The organism is Acidimicrobiia bacterium, from assembly GCA_009694375.1.
Taxonomy (GTDB): domain Bacteria; phylum Actinomycetota; class Acidimicrobiia; order Acidimicrobiales; family VFJN01; genus VFJN01.
The window spans coordinates 14370-31753 of sequence record SHVB01000010.1 but is presented as its reverse complement, the minus strand read 5'-3'; the positions used below and the strand labels follow the sequence as shown (position 1 = coordinate 31753).

Here is a 17384-nt window from a genome sequence, read left to right as displayed (position 1 = left end):
CACACAAGGAGACACCAGTGCCTGGACCGCTCGACGGGATCCGCGTCATCGAGGTTGCTAGTTGGATGTTCATCCCCTCGGGGGGTTCGGTCCTCGTGGACTGGGGTGCTGAGGTCATCAAGGTTGAACCCGTCACCGGCGGCGATCCCCAGCGCGGCCTCATCACCTCCGGCCTACTTCCCGGCGGCGCCGGGGCCGTGAACTTCATGATCGAGCAGCCCAACCGCGGCAAGCGTTCGGTGGCCCTCGACCTCACCCACCCCGACGGGCGGGAAGCCCTCCTGAAGCTTGTCGAGACCGCCGACGTCTTCCTCACCAACTACCTGCCTCCTATTCGTCGCAAGCTCCGCATCGACACCGACGACATCCGCGCCCGTAACCCCAACATTGTGATCGCTCGTGGTTCGGGGGCAGGCCCGAAAGGACCGGACGCGGAGAAGGGCGGGTACGACGGCGCCTCGTTCTGGGCCCGAGGCGGCGTAGGGGTGACCATGCCCGAACGACCCGGCGGGTGGCCGCCGGGCCAACCCACCCCGGCCTTCGGCGATGTGATGGGCGGACTCACCACTGCCGGGGCCATTGCCGCCGCGTTGTTGAAACGGGAACGAACCGGTGAGACGAGCATCGTGGATGTGTCCCTGTTGGCCACCGCAATGTGGCAGATCTCCCCGATGATCATCGCCTCGAAACTGTTTGGGTTCTCCAAGATTCCCCAGGGGGACCGCACCAAGTCGCCCAACCCGGGAGTGGGTACCTACCGGACGAGCGACGACCGCTTCATCAGCCTCATCCTTCTCCAGAGCGACAAACACTGGGACGACTTCGTGGTTCGGCTCGGGGTCCCCGACATGGCCACCGATCCCAAGTTCTGTGATTCCGGGGTGCGGGCCCAGAACGCCGAGGAGTGCATCGGGCGGCTCGACGCGGCCTTCGAGAGCCAGCCGCTGTCGTACTGGAAGGAAACTCTGGCCACCTTCGACGGCGTGTGGAGTCCATTCCAGACCCTCGACGAGCTCTACGACGATGTGCAGGTGCAAGCGAATGGCTACCTACCCACCATGACCGCGGGCAACGGCGACGACGTGGCGCTGGTGGCCAGTCCGGCTCAGTTCGACGAGGTGCCGATCCAGGTAGAGCGAGCCCCTGAACACGGCGAACAGACCGAACTCGTCTTGATGGAACTCGGCTACGACTGGGACCAAATCAGCGCCCTCAAAGAATCCGGCGCCATCCTCTAGGCCCCGCCCGCCACTACCCCCGGGCTAGGCGGGGGGCATCAGGCTGGCGAAATCGATACTGCCGGTGAACAGACCACCGGTGAAACCCCCGTCGGTGAACAGGTTGGTGGCGGCGGTGTAACTAGACCGGGGACTGTTCAGCATGACAATGGCCCACGCCTGCTCGTCAGCGCGTGAATTCCGACCCACGGGCTTGGGAAACTTCGCAAAGAAATCCTCGCCCATGCTCTCCACAAAACTCGGCATCATGGGGGTGTCGGTGGGACCGGGTTGAATGCTGTTGATCCGCACCTGGGCCGCCAACTGGTAGCCCCGCCACGAAACGTAGGCGTTGATCGCCTCCTTCGAGAACCCGTAGCCGTTCAGCGCGATGGCATCGTCGTGGGCCTCACACCAGGCCTGGCCCGCCGCGAAGTCCTTCGTGGCGGCCAGTTCCAACAGGAGTTCGGCGTTGCCCTGCCAACCCATGCCAGCCACGGAGGAAATGAAACCGATGGACGAGCCGGTTGGCATGCTCGGCAACAAGGCCTCGGTGAGATGGCGATGACCGAGGTAGTTCACCACCATGATCTTCTGGCCGGGGGCGGTAGTAGGCAAGCCGGCACAGTTGAACAGCGAATCCACGCGGCCGCCGATGGCCGCCACGGTGGCATCGATCTGGGCTGGATCACTCAGGTCGCACTGGTAAAAACTCGCCACCGGGACTGACCCGGTGGCGATGTCGACCCCGTGCACCTCCGCCCCGAGGTCGGTGAGCAACGCCGCAGTGGCCGCCCCCATCCCCGACGCCGCGCCGGTAACCACTACCCGCTTCCCCTCGAACTGCAGTGGATCTTGCACCCCACGCCCCCTTCGATCGGCTGGCCCCCGGCAAGAGTAGTCCGAGCACTACCGCCCCCGGTTCAGCGGCGAGCACTGCCTCGCCGCACGTCGCGATAGGGCACGTCACGATCGGCGGCGAACTCACGCGGCATCCCCAAAAGGCGCTCACTGATGATGTTGCGCTGGATCTCGTTGCTCCCCCCGCCGAGCGACAGACCCTGGCGCCACAGCGTGGCCTCACTCAACCGCTGGGCCACCTCGACGGTGCCCTCGGGCCAGGCGGCGGCCCCCTCCCCGGCCAACTCCAGGCCGATCTCGTAGCGGCGCATCACATTGGTGGCACTGAAGAGCTTCAGCAGCGAACCGGCCGAGGGCAACATCTGCCCCCTGGACACGCCACTGGTCACCCGCTTGATGAGCGACCCGCCCACGAGACCCCGCACGTGAGCCTCGGCCACCAGTTGGCGAAGATGAGCGTCCCCCGCTCCGCCCTGGCGCCGGGCCATCTCGGCGAGGCTGTCGTCCTGACCCGACGACTCGTGGCCCCCCGAGCGGCCGCTGGTGTACGGCGACCCACCGCCCACCGCGTTGCGTTCGTGTACCAGCAAACGAGTGGCCACCGTCCAGCCATCGTCCACCTCGCCCACAACGTTGGCGACCGGGATCGGTACGTCATCAAAAAACTCCTGGCAAAACTCCATCGAACCGTCGACCTGGCGGATCTGCTCCACCTGGATGCCGGGCTGATGGATCTTCACGATGAACATCGTGAGACCGCGGTGCTTGGGCACATCCCAGTTCGTGCGGGCCAGGCACAGGGCGTAATCGCTGACGAACGCCGCCGAACTCCAGATCTTGGATCCGTTCATGATGAACAGATCACCGTCTCGGTCCGCTCGTGTGAGGCAGCCAGCCAGATCCGAGCCGCCGCTGGGCTCGGAAAGAAACTGCACCCACAACTCCTCCCCCCGCAAGATGGCGGGGAGGTGCCGGGCCTTCTGCTCGTGGGTGCCGAAATCGACGAGGGTGGCCGCCAGAATCCCCAGCGTGGGCACGTTCAGCGACACCGGCATGTCGTAGGGCAGCGACTCCTCACTGAAGGCACGTTGATACTCCGGGGCTAGCCCGCCGCCGCCGTATTCGGTGGGGAACCCGATACCGGCGAAACCTCCGTCCCAGAGCGTGCGTTGCAACTCGCGCTCCACCTGCCGGCGGTTGTCGTCGAAGCGATCCGGCATCGTCCCCGACAATCTCGGCATTGCCCCGGCCAGCCACACCCGCGCCCGTTGCCGAAACTCCTCCACCGACTCGGTGGTCATGACGCCGTTCCCAGCAGTTGCGTGGCAATCCGCTCCGCGTGGTACTCGGGCGTGCCGTGAGTAACCCGGTTCACCGTGGTTCGGCGGAGATAGAGGTGGAGATCGTGCTCCCAGGTCACCCCGATACCCCCGTGCAACTGCACACAATCCTGGATCAATTCGGTGGCGTGAGGGCCGATCCATGTTTTGGCGGCACTCACCATCTCGCCCGCCGCCGGCGACCCACTCGCCACGGCCCCGGCGGCGGCGGTCATCACGGCATGACTGGCTTCCAACCACATCATGTTATCGGCCATCCGATGCTTGAGAGCCTGGTACGAAGCGAGCGGCCGACCGAAGGAGTACCGGTCGCTGAGGTACTCGAGGGTCATCTCGAACGCGCGGCTCATGGCGCCGACGGTTTCCGCACACTGCAACACGCAGGCGATCTGCAGTTGATGCTCAACGGCCGTGGCGGCATCCCCATCGGCCCCGACCCTCTCGGCCGGAGTGGCCACCACCTCATCGAAGTGCACCTCGGCGAAGCGTCGCACGAGGTCGAGGCCCCCGAGGGGGGTGACGGTAACCCCGGAAGCGTCCCCGGGAACGAGCACCTGCCGCAGACCATCCTCCGTGCGCACCGCCACCAGGAGATGCTGAGCCTGGGCCCCCGCCTCCACCGGCGAGGCCTGGCCCGACAAAAGAAGGTTCTCGCCGTCGATCACTCCCTCGACGGGGTGCTCGCCACACCACGCCGCCACCGTTTCGCCGCTGAGCAATCCCGGCAGCACCGCCGCCTGCTGAGCGGCCGAGCCCCCCGCCGCTACGGCGCTGGCCACCACGTTCACGGGACCAAGCGGACCGGGCGACACCATCCGCCCCATCTCCTCGGCCACCAGCACGAGGTCCATCAGACCCTCGCCGCTCAGGCTGCCCCCGCCCGCCTCCGCCGGCACCAACAGCGATGTCCAACCCAGTTCAGCCCCCTGCCGCCAATACGACGCGTCATACCCTGCCGGGGCCGACTCCAGCGAGCGCACCACGGGAATCGGACACTGAGCCGAAAGGAACTTGCGGGTGGTCTCCTGAAAGAAGACCTGCTCGTCGCTTGGCGCAAACTCCACTCCCACTCCCCCTGCTGGCGTGCCGTTGGCCGTCAAGAAACCGGAGTGTATGGTCATCTAACAGCAATGTCACTTCTGTGTAGGGAGATTCACGATGCCATCTCGTACGTTCGATTTCCCCGTCTTCGACGCCGACAACCATCTCTACGAGACCACCGATGCCCTCACCAAGTTCCTCCCTCCCGCCTACGCCGGGGTCATTCGCTACGTCGATGTAAACGGACGAACGAAGATCACGGTGAAGGGGCGGATCAGCGAGTACATCCCCAATCCCACCTTCGAACGCGTAGCGGCCCCGGGCGCACAGGAGGAGTACTTCAAGACTGGGAACCCCGAGGGCAAAACCCGGCGCGAGATCATGGGTCGTGCCATCGACGCGCCGGCCGCCTTTCGCGAACCGGGCGCCCGTCTCGAATTGATGGACGAACTCGGCCTCGACCGCGCCCTCATGTGGCCCACCCTGGCCAGTCTGGTGGAAGAACGCCTGCGCGACGACCCCGACGCCACCCACGCCGTGGTGCACGCCCTCAACGAGTGGATGCACGAGACGTGGACGTTCAACTACGAAAACCGCATCTTCCCCACCCCGGTCATCACCCTGCCGATCCTGGCGGAGGCCATCCAGGAACTGGAGTGGGTAATCGAGCGCGGCGCCAAGATCATCCTCGTCCGCCCGGCCCCCGTGCCGGGGTTTCGCGGCCCCCGCTCGTTCGCCCTCCCTGAGTTCGACCCCTTCTGGGAATTGGTCCAGGAAAGTGGCGTGGTGGTGGGCATGCACGCCTCCGATAGTGGCTACCAGCGCTACCTCAACGAGTGGGAGGGCGTGCGCGACGACGAGTTCACGCCCTTCCAGGGGGGCTCGGGCTTTGCCGCCATCACCGGGGCCGGTCACCGCTCCATCATCGATACCGTCGCCTCGGCCATCGGACACGGCCTCTGCACTCGATTCCCCGGCCTCAAGATCGCGCCGGTGGAGAACGGCAGCGGGTGGGTGCGCCCCCTCCTGGCCGACATGGCCCAGGCCTATGCCTTCAGCCCCCACCTGTTCTCAGAAGACCCCGTGGCGGTATTCAAACGGAACATTTTTGTGCACCCGTTCCACGAGGATGACCCCCAGGGGTTGGTGGAACTCCTCGGCGCCGACAACATCCTCTTCGGCTCCGATTACCCACACCCCGAAGGAATGGCCGACCCCCTCAGTTTCGCCGACGACCTCGACGGCCTACCCCACGACGTGATCGCCAAGATCATGGGCGGCAACCTGTCCCGCTTGATGCAGATGACCTAAACCCATCCCGCACGATGGGCCCCTCGCCGGCAAGCGGTCCCCGGGGGGTGGACCGAGACATGATCACCACGCCCCGAGCATTGTCAGTTCCGAGGAGGGGAGCCAACCATGACATTCCCAGGCACCCACGCCGTCACCCAACCCGACCATCCCGCGGTCATCATGGCCCACAGCGGAGAAGTGGTGACCTACCGCCAACTCGACGAACGCTCGAACCAGTTGGCCCATCTTTGGTACGAACGAGGCCTGCGCCCCGGCGACCACATCGCCATCCTCCTGGAGAACCACCCCCGCTATTTCGATGTGGTGTGGGCGGCGCTTCGTTCGGGCCTTTACTTCACACCGGTGAACTGGCATCTCACCGGACCCGAGGTGAACTACATCATCAAAGACTGCGGCGCCCGGGCCATGGTTACGGCGGCGACGATGGCGGAGCGCGTAGCGGGCGTGCGGGTGGAGATCCCCCTCGTGATAGACGGCGACATCCCGGGCTGGGAACGCTACGACGACGCGGTGGCCTCCCAGCCCGCCACGCCATTGGCCCACCAGCCCGACGGCACCGGGATGTACTACTCCTCCGGCACCACCGGGCAGCCCAAGGGCATCGTGTTCCCACCCTCGGACCGCATGGTCTACGACGAGCACCCGGTGCTGGCCCACAAGAGCGCGTTGGCCAACGGGCCCGAGGACATCTACCTCTCCCCCGCCCCGCTCTACCACACGGCCCCGTTGGCCACCTGCACGTTTGTCCACCGCGCCGGCGGCACCGCGGTGGTCATGGAACGCTGGGATCCCCTGGCCTGCCTAGAGGCCATCGAGCACTACGGCGTCACCAGCGTGCAGTTCGTGCCCACGATGTTCGTACGCCTGTTGAAACTCCCCCCGAGCCAGCGCGTGGGATACGACCTGTCCACCTTGCGCCTCGTGACCCATGCGGCGGCCCCCTGCCCGGTGGAGATCAAAGAACAGATGATGGAGTGGTTCGGCCCGATCATCTGGGAGTACTACGCCGGCTCCGAGAACGTGGGCTCCACGCTGATCAGCCCGCAGGAGTGGCTCACCCATCCCGGATCAGTAGGACAACCCCGCTTCACCACGGTGCACATCTGCGACGACAACCACCGCGAGGTGCCAGCGGGCGAGGTGGGCAACATCTGGTTCGACACCCCCGGCGCCCAGTTCGAGTACCACGGGGATCCCGCCAAGACCGCCGCCGCCCGCAGTCCGGAGGGATGGTTCAACCTCGGCGACGTGGGCTACCTCGACGACGAGGGGTACCTCTACCTCACCGACCGCCAGTCGTTCATGATCATCTCCGGTGGAGTGAACATCTATCCGCAAGAGGCGGAGAACACCCTGATCCTGCACCCTGCGGTGGCCGACGCCGCCGTAATCGGAGTGCCCAACGACGAGTTCGGCGAGGAGGTCAAGGGCATCGTGCAACTCCTCGACCCCTCCGGTGCCTCCCCGGCCATGGAAGCCGACCTGCTGGCGTTTTGTCGCCAGCATCTCGCCGCCTTCAAGTGCCCGCGTACTATCGACTTCGAGGCCGAACTTCCCCGGCAAGACACCGGGAAGCTGTACAAGCGATTGCTGAAAGACCGCTACTGGGGCGACCGCCCCTCCCGCATCGTCTAGGACACAGGCATCCCCATGACCCCACGCACGACCTCCTTCCCCGCTTTCATCCCCACCAGCGGTGCCCTCATCCGGAACAGCGCGCTGCAGTGGGGGCCCAAGACCCTGGCGGTGCTCGGCCACCAGCGACTGTCCTATGCCGAAGTTGACGAGCGCTCGGCCCGCCTCGCCCGCGGGCTCCTGGCGGCCGGGGCCGGCAAAGGCACCCGGGTGGCACTGCTGGCGGGCAACAGTCCCGAGTGGATCATCGGGTGGCTGGGGATCACCCGCATCGGCGCGGTGGCGATCCTGCTGAACACCTACAACAAGGCCGCCGAGTTGGGCTGGGTGCTGCGCCACGCGGATGCCCAGATGTTGCTCACCGTGGAAAGTCACCTCGGCCACGACTACCTCGACCGCCTCGAAACGGCGATCCCCGGGTTAGCCGAACAGCCGGCCGAGCGCATCTTTCTCGAGTCGCACCCCTACCTCCGCAGCGTGTGGACCTGGGGCGAGGCTCGACCGGCGTGGTCGCTGCCCATCACCGTCCTGGAGGATCGAGCCAACGCCGTCAGCGAAGGTCTGCTGCGCCAGTGCGAGTCCGAGGTCACCCCCGCCGACCCGATGGTGGTGGTTTATTCCTCGGGCAGCACGGCCGATCCGAAAGGGGCCATCCATTCCCACGGAGCCACCGTGCGCCATGCCCACAACCTGTGGCAGATGCGTGATCTCATCGATCGCGACGTGCTCTACACTCCCATGCCGCTGTTCTGGGTAGGTGGCTTCAGTTTTACCCTCGTCGCCGCGCTGCATGCCGGAGCCACCCTGGTGTTCGAAGAACAGTTCGATCCGGAGACCACCCTGGCGCTCATCGAGCAGGAGCGGATCACCCAAGTGCTCGGCTGGCCCCACATGGCCAAAGCCCTCGTCGACCACCCCAGTTTCGCCGAGCGCGACCTCTCCAGCCTGCGGTCGGGCTCCTACACCGCCTTGCTCCCCCAGGCCGCTCAAGCCGCCGCCGAGGTGCCCAAGGCCAACTCCCTGGGCATGACCGAAACGCTCGGACCGCATACCTTCGACGCCAAAGACCATCCGCTCCCCCCCGACAAGGAAGGGTCCTTCGGCTTTCCGGTGCCAGGTATGGAACACAAGATCGTGGACGTCGTCACCCTCGAGGACGTTCCCGTAGGCCAAAGTGGCGAGTTGTGGCTACGCGGCTATTCCCTCATGTTGGGGCTCCACAAGACGGAGCGAGACCACACCTTCACCCCCGACGGCTGGTACCGCACCGGCGACGGAGGCCACTTCGATGCCGATGGCCACTTCTATTTCACCGGGCGGCTGGGCGATCTCATCAAGTCGTCGGGTATGAACATCACGCCGCGCGATGTAGAACTGGTGCTCGAAGCCATGCCCGAGGTCACCATGGCCTTCGTCACGGGCGTACCGCACGCGGTGCGCGGCCAGGATGTGGTGGCGGCCATTGCCCTGCGACCTGACGCCACCCTGCCCCCCGACGAGGCCCGACGCCGGGTGAAAGAGGCGATCGCCTCCTACAAGGTGCCTCGCCACATCGAGGTATTCGCCGACCAGACCGACTTGCCCTGGCTCGACTCCGGCAAGATCGACCGTCGTCGCCTCACCGCCCTTCTCGAAGAGCGCCACGCCGAGGCCAACGAACCCTGATGGAGTTCGATCCCCTCAGCACCGAGTTCTTCGAGAACCCGTGGGAGATGTACCGGTGGTTGCGCAACGAAGCCCCCGTGTACCACAACGAGAAGATCGGCTTCTGGGCCGTCTCTCGCTACGACGACTGTGTGGAGGTGCACCGGGATGTCGCCACCTACACCTCTACCCGCGGACTCAACCTGGCGCAGTTGTGCAGCGCCGAGTTCGGGGCGGTCGCCCACACCACCGGCATGATGATCATGACCGACCCGCCGATGCACGAGAGGCTCCGCAAATTGGTGAACCGGGCCTTCACCCCCCGCCGCATCGCCGAGTGGGAACCCGTCGTGCGCGAGGTGATCGATACCCTCCTCGACACCCTGGCCGACCATCAGAGTTTTGACGCCGTGCACGACTTCGCCGGGCCATTCCCGGTGGAGGTCATCTGCACGATCCTGGGGGTGCCCGCGGGCGACCGCCAGCAGATCCGCCACTGGACCGATCGTATGCTCGAACTCGAACTGGGCAGCCCCTTCCCCACCCCCGCGGGCATCGAAGCGGTGATGGCCCTCACTCAATACACGCAGGATCTGGTGGCCGATAAACGCGCCCATCCCTCCGACGACATGATCGGACACCTCATCGGGGCCCAGGTGGAGCGACCCGACGGAACGGTGGAGCACCTCACCGACGTAGAGATCAGCCACTTCATCTCCCTGCTCACGGCGGCGGGTAGCGAGACCGTGACCAAACTGGTGGGCAGCGGCATCATGACCTTCGCCGAGCACCCCGACGAGTTGGCTCGACTGCAGGCCGATCCGACCTTGGCCGCGCCGGCGGTGGAGGAAGTGCTGCGCTGGCGGGCACCCTCGCAGTACCAGGGGCGCTACTCCCTCCACGACCGCTCCTTCCACGGGGTCACCATTCCCGCCCAGCAGCCCGTGCTGATTGTGACCGGCGCCGCCAACCGTGACGAGCGGGCCTACCCCGACCCCGACCGCTTCGACATCACCCGCACAGGGCCGCTGGGGATTTCCTTCGGGCACGGCATCCACTACTGCATCGGGGCGCACCTCGCCCGTCTCGAAGGCACCTACGCCTTCACCGAGTTCTACCGGCGCTGGCCCCACCTGCAGGTAGACCTCGAGGCGGTGCAGTACGTCCACATGGCCAATGTGGCTGGGCCATCATCGGTCCCGGTCACCATCCGTTAGGAGATCAGCCCATGGAACTTCGCCCCGGTCTGCGCCTCGAGAGCACCACCTGCGACACCCAGGTGGTGGTGGTCAAGAGCCCGAAGGAGGCCGTCGAGATTGACCTACGCTGCGGCGGTGCCTCCATGGCTCCCTTCGGCAGCGGAGGTGACCACCAACCCCGCACCGTCGCAGGCGACGCCGCTTTGCTGGGGAAGCGTTACGCCGACGACGACCTAGGCCTCGAACTCCTCTGCACCCAGGGAGGCGAGGGCCCCCTGTCGATCGGCGACGAACCACTGTTCATCAAAGGCACCAAGCCTCTGCCGTCCTCGGACTAGCCCACCACCACCCGTCGCCATCAGGCCGGCCGGGGAGTGACCACGGTAAAGGCCAGTTGGCACGCCGCCGCCAGTGGACCGTCGCGCTCGTCGTACACCTCTACCCGCACCACCACCGCCCGCGTTCCGCGGCGCAACACGTGACCGACCACGTGCGCCGTGGTCGTTACCGGACCGAGGTAGTGCAGGGTCATATCGCTGGTCACCACGATGCTCTGCTGATCCAGACCCATCATGGCGATACGGCCACCGACGAGGTCGGCCAACGTGGCGACGAGCCCTCCATGCAGTGCCCGACGCGGGCCGGTGAGGTATTCCGTGATCGGCAACTCCACCGCCAGGTCCGCCCCGGCCACCTCCACATCGGTGGTCGCAAACCCGCTCAGGAGATGGTGACCCGAGGCCAACACCGCCTTGTGTCGCGCAATATCAGCGGCCACGTCGCTCATGGATACTCCTTGCCAGAGTGGGGGTGGGATACAGGCGCACTCACCACGGGGCCTCGGTCATCCGGAGAGAGCCGCCGCCAGGGGCACGACGCCGGCCAATGAGCGAAAGACATCGTTCAGATGGGTGCAGGTGGTGAGGCCAGAAAACTCGGTGCGTACCTTCCGCGGCAGATCGGCCACCGACTCCCCCACAATCCGCCCGGCGCTCGCCAACGCCCGGGGGCACTCGGGCCAGGGGAGGGTGTGAGCCACCGCCTCTGAGGACAGCACCACCAGATGCTGGGGGTCGAAGGTAGCGGCCAGGGTGTACTCGTGCAGCACCTCCTCGGCGGCATCGAGCCCCATGTGACTGTCGCGGAAATGAACGTCGAGCAACAGCACCTCGCCGGTGGTGAGATCGAGACGGCGACGGCGGCGAACCGAACGCGGATCCATCGGCTCCATGTCGTGCCAGGCCAACGGATCATCCGACGACGACAAATCCGGGGCCGGTGGGCCCACCGGGATCGGAAAAATACCGGTGGATTCGAGGGTCCCGAGCATGGTGGCACCCCGCTCCCAGCCGGCGCACAAATCGGCCAGTCCCTCGGCACTGGATGGGGGTATCTGCCAGTCGTCGTCCATCTCGCGGGCGGATCCGTAACTGGAGATCAACGCCGCCATGGGTAGGTCGTCGAGGAGTTGATGCAGCACCGTGGCACCGGTCCGCTGACTGTCCAGCGCCTCGTCCAGACGCCGTCGAAACCCCTGGCTGGCGTGGGCTCCGATGAGCAACGCCACCGCCGGGACGGGGGGATCCGTCTCGATCGCACCGATGTGGCCGGTGGCGTCGATGGCCACCCGCACCTTTATCTCATCCACCACCACCACCGTGCCGTCGGCCTTGGTCAATAGATCACGGCCCGCCGCCACCACCACCGTCGGCTCACCTGGTTCCCCTCGGCGCTGGTCGACCGTGGTGGTGCGCCGCACCGAGGGACGTTGGCGCGCTGGCGTGCCCGAGAGCGGATGGCGCGGCCCGGTAGGCAGCGATGCCACCAAGATCGAACGCGCCGTCATGACGGCCCCGCTATCGGACGCACCATCGCCTCCTGGGCGAAGGAGGCCACCAACTCGCCGGTGGCGCCGAACACATCACCACGGCCGAAGGCGCGCCCGTGGGCCACCAGCGGACTGTGTTGGGCGATCAGCACCCATTCATCCAGCCGGAAGGGCTGATGGAACCACAACGAGTGCGACGTGACCGCCGTGTGCAAACTGACCGTGGAGGAGGCCTGCGACAGACCCTCGAAGGGGCGCAGGGCCGTACCGATGAGGGTGAGATCGCTGGCATGGGCCAGCAGCGCCTGATGCACCGCCGCCTCGGCGGGCACGTCCGCCACCCGCATCCACAACTCCAGTGAAGCCGGGCCCATCGCGTCACTGGCCAAATCCACCCCCCCGACGCTACGCACCTCCCAGGGAATCATCGGGTACGTGTGCGCCACCGCGTCGTGGGGACCACCAACCTCAGGCGGCCCGTGGCTGTGGTACGGGCCGGCCTCGGCGATATGCATCGAGACCAGCGCCACCGCGATCACCTTGTCGCCCTGCTGTGCCGTGATTTCCGTGCTGCCGAAGGTGCGGCCATCGTGGGTTTTGACCACTCGGTACTGCATGGGCTGACCCGTATCCCCCTCCCGGGGGAACAGCACCGTGATCGATTTCACCGACTTGTCCGGCGACGCCGTCGCGGCGGCCATGAGCGCCTGCGCCAAGATCTGCCCTCCGAACACCCGGTGGTACCCGATGTCGAGGTTGGATCCCTCCATCACCCCATCACGAACCGCCCGGAGTTCCAGACAGGCCAGCAGATCGTGGAGACCAAAGGCCATCAGCGGTCGCTCTCCAGTAGATCCGCCAGCACCACACGACGCAGCACCTTGCCGGTGTCGGTGAGGGGAAGGTCGTGACAAAAGACCACCACATCGGGCGTCTTGGACGAGCGTAGCGAAGCCCGGGCCCATTCCTGAAGTTCCTCCGCCGCCGCGATGGCCCCGGGCCGCAAGACCACCGCCGCACCGATGCGCTGACCCCACTCGTCATCAGGAATCCCCACCACCGCGCACGACCCTACGGCCGGATGCGCCAGCAGCACATCTTCGATCTCGGCGGGGGCAATGTTCTCGCCGCCGCGGATGATGGTGTCGTCGGCGCGTCCATCGATAAAAAGGTAGCCCTCAGCATCAACCCAGCCGCGGTCCCGGGTGGCGAACCACCCGTTGGCATCAAGGGCCACGGCATGGCCGAGGTATTCCCCCGAGACCTGATCACCCCGAACCCAGATCTCGCCATCGCGAACCTCCACCTCGACACCGGGCACCACTCGCCCCACCGAGCCGAGTCGCTCACCACTCCGGTGGTCCTCGGGGCCGAGTACCGCAATGGTGGAACTTGTTTCGGTGAGGCCATAGGCATTCACGAAGTCGGTGGTGGGGAAGGCCGCCAGCGCCCGGGTGAGCACGGTGATGGGCATCCGAGCACCGCCATAGGCGATCGACCGCAAGGTAGGGGTGGTGGCGATCTGGTGGTCACCCAACTGCTCAAGTACCCGGGCGAGCATGGTGGGAACCACCATGGCGTGGGTGATGCCTTCCGAACCCACCGTGGCGAGCCAGGCCTCCGGTGAGAAGGCGGGCAGGTAGACGATCCGTCGGGCGCCGTACACACTCGACACCACGTTGGCCACGCCGGCCACGTGATACGGCGGCACGCTCACCAAGCTGGCATCCTCCACCGGGGCGGCGGCGAAATCGACCGACCCGATCACGTAGGCGCTGAGATGGCGGTGGCGCAGCACAACCGCCTTGGGATCAGCGGTCGTGCCACTGGTGTAGAGCAACACCGCCACGTCGTCTCCGTCGGTCTCGCTCGGGGCAGCCTCCACCACCGACGCGGTAGCGGTATTCCATTCCTCCACCGAGAGCACCGTAAACCCCGCCCGCTCCAGCCCCTCGCCCGCCGGAGCATCGGCGATCACCAAGACGTCGTCGTGCTGCGCCAACAGCGCGCGCTGCGACTCGGCGCTCTGGCGATAGTTGAGGGGAAGAAACGGCACACCCGCCCAGGCCGCCGAAAACAGGGCCACCGGAAAGGCCAGATCGCTTGCCGCCACATAGGCGAGATGCTGGGCCCCGTGCCGCCGAATGACCTCGGCTCCGGCCCCGGCCCGGTCGTACAACTGCTGGTAGGTGAGCCCGCGCTCGGCGGTACCGATGCCCCGACGGTCGGCCATCGCTGCCACAATCATCTCCAGCAGCATCAACAGCGTCATGCGCTCATGCCTCTCGAGTGAGGAGCATGGCGCCCGCAATCGGGCCGCCACCGTTGGCCACCACCGCCACCTCCACGGTCTTGCCGGGTACCTGCCGGGCCCCGGCCTCGCCCCGTAATTGCAGCACCGCCTCATGGATGAAGCCGAATCCATGGAGGCGCCCGGCAGAAAGTTGGCCTCCGTGGGTGTTCAGCGGCAGTTCGCCCGCTAGGGCAATCCGCTCTCCCCCCTCGATGAACGGCCCGGATTCGCCCTTGCCGCAGAATCCGAGTGCCTCCAGCCAGGTCATGGCCAGGAAACTGAAGCCGTCGTACAACTCGGCCACATCCACATCAGCAGGCGTGAGGTCGGTGCGCGTCCAGAGATGGGCGCCGGCGTCACGGGCCGCCATGGTGGTGAGATCGTCGTACTGATCCCACGATGGCCGACCCCGCAGGGCCGAGCCGATGGCATCAACGCGGGCCACGGGATGATCCACGTTGGGGGCATGGCCCACCGCCGACACCACCAAGGCGGTAGACCCGTCGACCGGGGCGTCGCAATCGAAGAGATGGAACGGCGTGGTGATCATTCGGGAGGCGAAGTAGTCGTCCAAGGTCATCGGGTCGCGGTACACGGCCTGGGGGTTCAGCCCGGCGTTGCGCCGCGCGTTGATGGCGATCATGGCCATCTGCTCCGGCGTGGTGCCGAACTCATGGAAATGACGTTGGGCGTTGAGCGCCAACCAGTTGGCCGCCGAATAGGCCCGGAAGGGAATGTTCCACTGGAACGACCCCCCCATCTTCGGGGCCTTGCCGCCGCCCCCCATCCCCAGACCACCCATGCCGATGCCCTGCCGCCCCCCCGTACCCTGTTCACTCGACTCGGTGACCGTGCGGTACACGAGCACGTGGCGAGCTAAGCCGGCCCCGACAGCCAACACGGCGTTGTGGACCGCCGCCATCTGCGCCGCCCCCTCGATGCCCCCGGAGTGCCAGTTCAGCTTGAGCCGCAGGGCCTCTTGCACCTCGGGCGAACCGGGTCCGGCGAACCCGGCCCCGCCCATCCCACCGCCAGGATAGGTAGCCAAACCGTCCACCTCGGCCAGCGTGATCCCCGCATCGGCCACCGCCGCCAGCGAGGCGTCGATGGTGAGATCCAGGCCTCCTCGTCCCAGCCGACGCCCCACGGCCGACTGCCCGATGCCCGAGATCACCGCCCGGCGCTCGAACTCGGTCAACCGCTCGCCGCCACGGGGGTAAAGAGCGGAAACCACACATCATCGTGCGCCTCGAAGGTGACCTGCACCGCCATGCCGATGCAGACCTGCTCGGGCGGGCAACCGATCACGTTGCTGGTCATCCGCAGGTCGGCCTGCTCCGGAAAGCCGACGATGGCGATGGCGTAGGGCTCGCGGCCGCCATCCCAGGAGTGATGATTCACCGTCACCGAGTAGACCTCGCCGAGCCCGCTCACCGCCTCGGGGGCCACCTCCCGGCTCCCACATTCCGGGCAACGCGGCAGCGGTGGGTGCAGGTAGTAACCGCAGGCCTGACAACGCAGAAAGCGAAGTTCGCCGCGTTCCCCAGCCGTCCAGAAGAAACGATTCTCGTCATCGAGCCGCGGCAGGACCCGAAACGGGAGATCCGCCAACTACCTCCCGCCCAAGCGTTCAGCGAGGGTGATCGCCGTGACGATGCCCTCGTCCTGGAACTTGCCCGTGCCGTGACTAATGGCGGTGGTATCCACATCGATGGCCTGCGCCCGCAACGCCCCCACGGTGCATTCCTCACGGGGTCGGTGAGCGAAGGGGTCAAAGGTGAAGTTGGCCATGGCGTTGAGGTGCGTGATGCGGTTGATGTCCTCGTCGGGCAGAGCCCCGAGGAACTTCATGGCCATCTCGGGTGAGTTGGGCCAGGTGGAGTCGGAGTGGGGGTAGTCGCACTCCCAGTGAATCTGGTTCGGGTTCAGGTGATTCCGCACCTCGATGCCCACGGCGTCGTCGATGAAACAGGTGAGGACGTTTTCGTTGAACACCTGGCTCGGAAGCTTGTCGCCGAAGTCCTGGTTCGTCCATGCGTGATGGTGCTGGTACACGTAATCAATCCGCTCGAGGAAATACGGCACCCACCCGATACCGCCCTCGCTCAGCGCCACCTTGAGCCGGGGGAACTTGCGGAACACCGGCGACCAGACAAGGTCGGCGGCGCACTTCACGATGTTCATCGGCTGCAGCGTGATCATGGTGTCGATGGGCGCATCCATCGACGTGATCACCATTTCCGATGACGACCCGATATGCAGACAGATCACCGTATTGACTTCCTCACACGCCCGGAGGAACGGATCCCAGAAATCGCTGTGCCAACTAGGGCGGCCGAGCTTCTCCGGGTTCTCGGAGAACGTGACGGCGTGGCAGCCCTTCTCGGCCATCCGCCGCACCTCGGCCGCCATGATCTCGGCGTCCCAGATCGGTGGGATCGACAACGGGATCATGCGACCGGGATACGTGCCGCACCACTCCTCTACGTGCCAGTCGTTGTAGGCCTGAAGGAGTTCCAGGCCGATCTCCCGGTCGGGGCAGGTGTAAAACAACTGCCCGGTGAAACCGGTAAGGCTCGGGAAGTTGAGCGACCCCAGCAGCCCGTTGGCGTTCATGTCGTCAATGCGCGCGTGGATGTCCCAGCACCCCTTGCGCATCTCCGAAAAAGCCAGCGGATCCACGCCGTACTCCTCCGGCACCCGACCCGCCACGGCGTTGAGCCCCACGTTCGGGAGCGCGGCACCCTCAAACATCCACACCTCGCGGCCGTTGTCCATGACCTTGATGAACGGAGCCCGGGCAGCCGCCGCCTTGGACAAGCGCCCCTCGAAGAGATCCGGCGGTTCCACCACGTGGTCATCGACGCTCACCAGAATCAGATCATCAACGTGCATGCGGCTTCCCCTCGGAGATTCCAATATGACAGCGCTGTTAGATTAGCCTTTCCTATCGGCCCCGCAACACGCACTACAGACGGGAGGGGACGTGCCGGCGAAACCCATCCCCGCGCT

The 17384-nt window shown here is 66.0% G+C and carries 16 protein-coding genes; 6 read left to right on the top strand and 10 right to left on the bottom strand.

From position 1 onward, the window contains the following. The first annotated feature begins 17 nt into the window (after positions 1–17). Positions 18–1238, top strand: coding sequence for a CoA transferase (locus EXQ71_07800; GenBank protein MSO87408.1), 1221 nt, complete (start codon positions 18–20; stop codon positions 1236–1238). Between the two features lie 24 nt (positions 1239–1262). Here the strand turns inward: EXQ71_07800 and EXQ71_07795 are convergent, their stop codons facing one another. The 3 genes from EXQ71_07795 to EXQ71_07785 form a co-directional block, all read right to left on the bottom strand. Next, on the bottom strand, positions 1263–2078 hold the full coding sequence (locus EXQ71_07795) for an SDR family oxidoreductase (GenBank protein ID MSO87407.1): 816 nt from the start codon (positions 2076–2078) through the stop codon (positions 1263–1265). A 62-nt stretch (positions 2079–2140) separates the two neighbouring features. Then, positions 2141–3379 carry an acyl-CoA dehydrogenase gene (locus EXQ71_07790; protein ID MSO87406.1) on the bottom strand — a complete coding sequence of 413 codons (1239 nt, stop codon included), beginning with the start codon at positions 3377–3379 and terminating at the stop codon, positions 2141–2143. Next, on the bottom strand, positions 3376–4488 hold the full coding sequence (locus tag EXQ71_07785; protein ID MSO87405.1) for an acyl-CoA dehydrogenase: 1113 nt from the start codon (positions 4486–4488) through the stop codon (positions 3376–3378). Before EXQ71_07785 ends, EXQ71_07790 begins: the two co-directional genes overlap by 4 nt. An 88-nt stretch (positions 4489–4576) precedes the next feature. Here EXQ71_07785 and EXQ71_07780 point away from each other — a divergent pair, with 88 nt between their 5' ends. The 5 genes from EXQ71_07780 to EXQ71_07760 all read left to right on the top strand — a co-directional run bounded on the left by EXQ71_07780 (position 4577) and on the right by EXQ71_07760 (position 10589). Beyond that, on the top strand, positions 4577–5770 hold the full coding sequence (locus EXQ71_07780; GenBank protein MSO87404.1) for an amidohydrolase: 1194 nt from the start codon (positions 4577–4579) through the stop codon (positions 5768–5770). A gap of 108 nt (positions 5771–5878) precedes the next feature. Then, entirely contained in the window at positions 5879–7408 is a 1530-nt protein-coding gene (locus EXQ71_07775) for an acyl-CoA synthetase (GenBank protein MSO87403.1), read from the top strand. A 15-nt stretch (positions 7409–7423) separates the two neighbouring features. Continuing rightward, entirely contained in the window at positions 7424–9073 is a 1650-nt protein-coding gene (locus tag EXQ71_07770) for a long-chain fatty acid--CoA ligase (GenBank protein MSO87402.1), read from the top strand. After that, complete coding sequence (locus tag EXQ71_07765) at positions 9073–10269, top strand: cytochrome P450 (protein MSO87401.1); 1197 nt, start codon at positions 9073–9075, stop codon at positions 10267–10269. Before EXQ71_07770 ends, EXQ71_07765 begins: the two co-directional genes overlap by 1 nt. 11 nt (positions 10270–10280) lie before the next feature. Beyond that, positions 10281–10589, top strand: a complete 309-nt coding sequence (locus tag EXQ71_07760; protein ID MSO87400.1) for a hypothetical protein — start codon at positions 10281–10283, stop codon at positions 10587–10589. A gap of 20 nt (positions 10590–10609) precedes the next feature. Here the strand turns inward: EXQ71_07760 and EXQ71_07755 are convergent, their stop codons facing one another. The 7 genes from EXQ71_07755 to EXQ71_07725 are packed head-to-tail and all read right to left on the bottom strand — an operon-like array spanning position 10610 to position 17267. Then, positions 10610–11038 carry a PaaI family thioesterase gene (locus EXQ71_07755; protein MSO87399.1) on the bottom strand — a complete coding sequence of 143 codons (429 nt, stop codon included), beginning with the start codon at positions 11036–11038 and terminating at the stop codon, positions 10610–10612. A 57-nt stretch (positions 11039–11095) separates the two neighbouring features. Next, positions 11096–12097, bottom strand: a complete 1002-nt coding sequence (locus EXQ71_07750) for a DUF2889 domain-containing protein (GenBank protein MSO87398.1) — start codon at positions 12095–12097, stop codon at positions 11096–11098. After that, on the bottom strand, positions 12094–12912 hold the full coding sequence (locus EXQ71_07745; GenBank protein ID MSO87397.1) for an acyl-CoA thioesterase II: 819 nt from the start codon (positions 12910–12912) through the stop codon (positions 12094–12096). The genes EXQ71_07750 and EXQ71_07745 overlap by 4 nt, the downstream gene beginning before the upstream one ends. Next, the gene (locus EXQ71_07740) at positions 12912–14351 is read right to left on the bottom strand and encodes a long-chain fatty acid--CoA ligase (protein ID MSO87396.1); all 1440 of its coding nucleotides are present in this window, start codon (positions 14349–14351) and stop codon (positions 12912–12914) included. The genes EXQ71_07745 and EXQ71_07740 overlap by 1 nt, the downstream gene beginning before the upstream one ends. 4 nt (positions 14352–14355) lie before the next feature. Further along, positions 14356–15570, bottom strand: coding sequence for a thiolase family protein (locus EXQ71_07735; GenBank protein MSO87395.1), 1215 nt, complete (start codon positions 15568–15570; stop codon positions 14356–14358). Beyond that, a complete protein-coding gene (locus tag EXQ71_07730) occupies positions 15567–15983 on the bottom strand; it encodes a DNA-binding protein (protein ID MSO87394.1) in 417 nt (138 codons plus the stop codon). Before EXQ71_07730 ends, EXQ71_07735 begins: the two co-directional genes overlap by 4 nt. Further along, positions 15984–17267: an amidohydrolase gene (locus tag EXQ71_07725; protein ID MSO87393.1), complete on the bottom strand. Its 1284-nt coding sequence runs from the start codon at positions 17265–17267 to the stop codon at positions 15984–15986. Between the last annotated feature and the right edge of the window lie 117 nt (positions 17268–17384).

Bases quoted from the DNA above. Each gene is read 5' to 3' on its own strand.
- EXQ71_07790 (MSO87406.1), bottom strand. From the start codon at position 3,379: ATGACCACCGAGTCGGTGGAGGAGTTTCGGCAACGGGCGCGGGTGTGG.
- EXQ71_07780 (MSO87404.1), top strand. From the start codon at position 4,577: ATGCCATCTCGTACGTTCGATTTCCCCGTCTTCGACGCCGACAACCAT.
- EXQ71_07775 (MSO87403.1), top strand. From the start codon at position 5,879: ATGACATTCCCAGGCACCCACGCCGTCACCCAACCCGACCATCCCGCG.
- EXQ71_07770 (MSO87402.1), top strand. From the start codon at position 7,424: ATGACCCCACGCACGACCTCCTTCCCCGCTTTCATCCCCACCAGCGGT.
- EXQ71_07765 (MSO87401.1), top strand. From the start codon at position 9,073: ATGGAGTTCGATCCCCTCAGCACCGAGTTCTTCGAGAACCCGTGGGAG.
- EXQ71_07760 (MSO87400.1), top strand. From the start codon at position 10,281: ATGGAACTTCGCCCCGGTCTGCGCCTCGAGAGCACCACCTGCGACACC.
- EXQ71_07755 (MSO87399.1), bottom strand. From the start codon at position 11,038: ATGAGCGACGTGGCCGCTGATATTGCGCGACACAAGGCGGTGTTGGCC.
- EXQ71_07750 (MSO87398.1), bottom strand. From the start codon at position 12,097: ATGACGGCGCGTTCGATCTTGGTGGCATCGCTGCCTACCGGGCCGCGC.
- EXQ71_07745 (MSO87397.1), bottom strand. From the start codon at position 12,912: ATGGCCTTTGGTCTCCACGATCTGCTGGCCTGTCTGGAACTCCGGGCG.
- EXQ71_07740 (MSO87396.1), bottom strand. From the start codon at position 14,351: ATGACGCTGTTGATGCTGCTGGAGATGATTGTGGCAGCGATGGCCGAC.
- EXQ71_07725 (MSO87393.1), bottom strand. From the start codon at position 17,267: ATGCACGTTGATGATCTGATTCTGGTGAGCGTCGATGACCACGTGGTG.